A 4694-nucleotide genomic window follows, 5' to 3' on the forward strand; every position below is an offset into this window, starting at 1 on the left:
GGTGTAGGTGGCGGCGGTGGGGTTCGCGTCGACCACCGCCGCAACCCGGCGGGCGACGGAGTCGACCTGGGCGGGGGCGGCGCCGACGAAGGCGGTGCGGTCGGCGACCAGGGCGTCGATCTCGGCCCGGGTGAGGCCCAGCCGGTCGTCGGCGGCGAGGCGGTCGAAGAGGTCGTTCTCGGCGGCCCCCTTCTCCCGCATGTTCAGCGCCACGGCGACGGCGTGCTCCTTGATCGCCTCGTGCGCCGCCTCGCGCCCGACGCCGCGCCGGACCGCGGCCACCAGGATCTTGGTGGTGGCCAGGAACGGCAGGAACCGCTCCAGCTCCCGGTTGATCACCGCCGGGTACGCCCCGAACTCGTCCAGCACGGTGAGGAAGGTCTGGAACAGCCCGTCGGCGGCGAAGAAGGCGTCCGGCAGGGCCACCCGGCGGACCACCGAGCAGGAGACGTCCCCCTCGTTCCACTGGTCGCCGGCCAGCTCGCCGACCATCGACAGGTAGCCCCGGATGATCACCGCGAAGCCGTTCACCCGCTCGCTCGATCGGGTGTTCATCTTGTGCGGCATCGCGCTGGAGCCCACCTGGCCCGGCTTGAAGCCCTCGGTCGCCAGCTCCTGGCCGACCATCAGCCGGATCGTGGTGGCCAGCGACGACGGCGCGGCGGCGATCTGGGCCAGCGCGGAGAGCACCGCCAGGTCGATCGAGCGCGGGTAGACCTGGCCGACGCTGTCCAGTACCCGGGTGAAGCCGAGGTGCCGGGCCACCCGGCGCTCCAGCTCGGCCACCTTGTCGGCGTCGCCGTCGAAGAGGTCGAGCTGGTCGGCGGCGGTGCCCACCGGGCCCTTGATGCCGCGCAGCGGGTACCAGTCGATCAGGTCGGCCAGCCGCTCGTACGCGATCAGCAGCTCCTCGGCGGCCGACGCGAAGCGCTTGCCCAGCGTGGTGGCCTGCGCCGCGACGTTGTGCGAACGGCCGGTCATGACCAGGTCGGAGTGCTCGACGGCGAGCCCGGTCAGCCGGGCCAGGGTGGCCACCACCCGGTCCCGGATCAGCTCCAGCGAGCGGCGCACCTGGAGCTGCTCGACGTTCTCGGTGAGGTCCCGGGAGGTCATCCCCTTGTGCACGTGCTCGTGCCCGGCGAGCGCGCTGAACTCCTCGATCCGGGCTTTCACGTCGTGCCGGGTGACCCGCTCGCGCTCGGCGATCGAGGCCAGGTCGACCTGGTCGAGCACCCGCTCGTACGCCTCGACCACCCCGTCCGGCACCGGCACCCCGAGGTCGCGCTGCGCCCGGAGCACGGCGAGCCAGAGCCGCCGCTCCATCCGGACCTTCTCCTCGGGTGACCAGAGGGCGACCAGTTCGGGCGATGCGTACCGGTTGGCGAGCACGTTCGGGATCGTCGTCACGGCCCTCATTCTCCCGTACCCGCCGGTCCCCGCCCCACCGGCATGGCCCGGGCGGGCCGAGGTCACACCTCCGGGATGTCGTGCACCGTCGCGCTCACCACGAGGGTCTTCGTCCGCTTGCCGGTGGGGTTGCGGACCGTCAACAGGTAGGTGTGCCGCTGGACGTCACCCTCGGCGCCGGAGCAGGGGAAGTTCAGCGTCTCACTGCCGGTGGGCGGGAGGTTGTCGGCGTACACACCCGGGCCGTCGACCGAGAGCGCGACGGAGTCGACGTTGCCGGCCTTCCACTCCACGGTCACCGGGGTGCCCGGGATCGGGTTGGCGCTGGTTCCGGCCGGGCAGGACGGTTTGCGGGCGACCCGGAAGTAGTCGATGGTCGGGCCGGCGGACCGCGGAGCACCCGTCGTCGACCCGCTGCCGGGCCGCCCGGTGCTGCCGCCGCCCGTCGACCCGGCGTCGGTCGTGCCCCGGGCGGCGGGCGTTGCGGTCGCCGCCGCGTCGGACGCCGTCGCATCCGCCGGCGCCTCGGTGACCGTGGTGGTGGCGGTGGCCTTCGTGTCGCTCGTGCCGCCGGACGAGCAGCCACTGACCGCCAGCGCGGCGGCCAGCACGACGACGGGGCTACGGAGCAGGGTTTGCCGGCGCATGACAACTCCCTCGCGAGGGCCGCCGCCGTTCGGTCGGGCGGGCTGGGTCCACGGTAGTGACGGCGGGCAATACGCCGTCCTTTCCCGCCACCGACCCGAGCCGACCGCGCCGATCCGCCGCCGGCCGGCCGGGCTACCATGATCAGCCTCCTGAGTAGACCTACGGATTGGGGGAGGCGTGGCCAGCCTTGCCGGTAGGGCCGCCCTGGTCACGGGCGGCAGTCGCGGGATCGGCGCCGCGGTCGTCCGCCGGTTGGCGCAGGACGGCGCCGACGTGGCGTTCACGTACCGCGAGGCGGAGCAGAGCGCCAAGGCGGTCGTCGCCGACGTCGAGTCGTACGGCCGCACCGGCCTGGCGCTGCGGGCCGACAGCGCCGACCCGACCGCCCTGGTCGGCGCGGTCGGGCGCGCCGTCGCCGAGCTGGGGCGGCTGGACATCCTGGTCAACAACGCCGGAGTCTTCTCGTCCGGACCGTTCGAGGAGGTCAGCCTCGACTACCTGGACCGGGCCATCGCCGTCCACGTGCGAGGGGTTTTCCTGGTGACCCAGGCGGCGGTGCGCCACCTGGGTCACGGCGGGCGGATCGTCAACATCGGCAGCAGCTTCGCCAGCCGCGTCCCGGCTCCCGGGGTGAGCGCCTACGCCATGACCAAGAGCGCGATCAACGGCCTGACCCGGGCGCTCGCCCGCGAACTCGGCCCGCGCGGGATCACCGTGAACCTGGTCCTCCCCGGCTCCACCGACACCGACATGAACCCGGCGGACAGCGCCGGCGCCGAGGCGCAGCGGTCGCACATCGCGCTCGGCCGGTACGGGACACCGGACGACGTGGCGGCGACGGTCAGCCACCTGGTGGGCGAGGGCGGGCGGCACATCACCGGCGCGTCGATCGGCATCGACGGTGGCTCCACCGTCTGACCCGGACCGGCGCGCCGCGGTCACGCAGGTGGGGTGTCCGCACCGAGGGAGACCGCCACCTGCCGCACCCGATCAACCGCGCTTCGACCCGCCGGAGACGACGAGGCGGTCCAGGTAGCCCAGCTGCAACGCCAGGAACGCGGCCAGGAAGAGCAGCAGCATCGGCAGCGGCAGCACCTGGGCGACGAACCCGCGCATCGCCTCCGGGTCGCCGAACGACTGCGCGAGCCGCAGGAGGACGAGGTTCGCCGCCGGCGCGTGCTGGACGTCCCGGACGACCAACTGCGGCCAGAGCCAGCTCTGCGCGCCGACCAGCCAGCTCAGCAGCCCGGCCCCGGCCAGCATCGGCAGGGCGGGCAGCAGCATCGTCGAGGCGAACCGGCCGCCGGCCACCCAGCGTTCCCGCTGGCCCTTGAAGAGCAGGGTGAACACCACGAGGGCGGGGATCGACAGCCAGCCCGGCGGGATCAGCCCGACGAAGGTGTCGAGCTGGTCGGCCTCCTCGGCGCGGAGGAAGTGGGCCAGGGCCAGCGGCCCGTCGCCGACGAACAGCCAGGGCGCGAAGGGCAGCAGGAGCAGCTCGCTGGCCCGGCCCAGCGGGCGCAGACCGCCGATGGCGAAGCCGGCCAGCGCGGCCAGGCCCACCCCGACCACCGCCGAGATCAGCGGCGGAAGCCAGGTGTTGACCTGGATCCGGCCGGTGGAGACACCGGAGGGCAGCGGCGGCGCGTCGGCGGTGAGCGCCCGCAGCCACGGCACCAGCAGGTACCCGAGTACGCCGAGGAAGGCCACCAGCCCCACGGCCAGCGCACCGAGCGCGACCGGGTTCCGCTCGGCGGGCGCCCCGTCCGCCGGACGGTCGCGCAACCGGTGAAGGCGATCCGGGTGCGGGTCACCAGGAGCAGCCCGACGGCGAGGACGCCGAGCACGGCCAGCAGCGCCAGCAGCAGCACGCTGCCCGCGGCGCCGACGCCGAACTCCAGCCGGGCCAGGCTCTCCCGCACGATCCGCACCATCGGGCCGGTCCGCTCGTCGCGGCCACCGCCGAGGACGGGCCACTGGAGGGACCAGGACTGCACGGCCACCGCGACGACGGTCAACCCGAGCACGCCGCCGACGGCGAGGGCCGCCGGGACGGAGCGGCCACCGCCGGGGCGGCGGCGCAGCGCGGCCAGGAAGGCGGTGGCGCCGACCGCGACCACCAGCCCGGCCACCAGCAGCGCCCCGGTGCGTACGGCGGTCAGCGTGGGCGCCTGCGTCCAGGCGTCCCGGTCGGCCTCGAACCGGTCAATGGTCCGGGCCAGCCCGATGGCGAGCGGGGCGTAGGCGGCCAGCGGCAGGGCCAGCAGCGCCCGGGTCACCAGGCGGGGCACCCGGCCGGCCCGCTCCGCGGCGAACGCGAGCAGCGGGGCGACGAGCAGCGCGAGCAGCAGCGGCACGAGCGCGAGCAGCAGCGCGTGGCCCAGGTCGCCGAGGAACCCTCGCTCGATCACCTGCGTGTAGTTGTCGCCGCCGGCCGGCTCGCTCGGGCCGCCCGGGAATCGCCCCCGCCGGAAGCTCTCCACCAGCGTGCTGACCGACGGGAGCACGTACGACCAGAGCAGGGCGACGGCCGCCGGCACGAGCAGCACCAGGCCGGTGACCACCTGGGCGCCGCGGCCGATCCCGACGCCCCCGGTCGACGTGGGAGGCGCCGGGGCCGGCAACGGTGGCGCGGGGTG

4 protein-coding genes and 1 pseudogene are annotated in these 4694 nt (G+C 74.6%); 1 reads left to right on the plus strand and 4 read right to left on the minus strand.

The annotated features are described in order from the left end of the window. The coding region (purB, locus tag DLJ47_RS15620; protein WP_109900733.1) for an adenylosuccinate lyase at positions 1-1407 on the minus strand (1407 nt) is incomplete at its 3' end. Positions 1408-1469: 62 nt separating this feature from the next. Then, a complete protein-coding gene (locus DLJ47_RS15625) occupies positions 1470-2054 on the minus strand; it encodes a hypothetical protein (protein WP_109900734.1) in 585 nt (194 codons plus the stop codon). Positions 2055-2232: 178 nt separating this feature from the next. On the opposite strand from DLJ47_RS15625, the gene DLJ47_RS15630 reads away from it, so the two are divergent. Continuing rightward, positions 2233-2973: an SDR family NAD(P)-dependent oxidoreductase gene (locus tag DLJ47_RS15630; protein ID WP_109900735.1), complete on the plus strand. Its 741-nt coding sequence runs from the start codon at positions 2233-2235 to the stop codon at positions 2971-2973. Positions 2974-3045: 72 nt separating this feature from the next. Here the strand turns inward: DLJ47_RS15630 and DLJ47_RS35755 are convergent, their stop codons facing one another. Then, positions 3046-3732, minus strand: coding sequence for a hypothetical protein (locus DLJ47_RS35755; RefSeq protein WP_109900736.1), 687 nt, complete (start codon positions 3730-3732; stop codon positions 3046-3048). After that, positions 3636-4694, minus strand: a pseudogene (locus tag DLJ47_RS15640) (hypothetical protein); the annotation flags it as partial. The pseudogene DLJ47_RS15640 and the gene DLJ47_RS35755, both read right to left, overlap by 97 nt.

The organism is Micromonospora sp. S4605 (assembly GCF_003176715.1).
Classification (GTDB): Bacteria; Actinomycetota; Actinomycetes; order Mycobacteriales; family Micromonosporaceae; genus Micromonospora; species Micromonospora echinaurantiaca.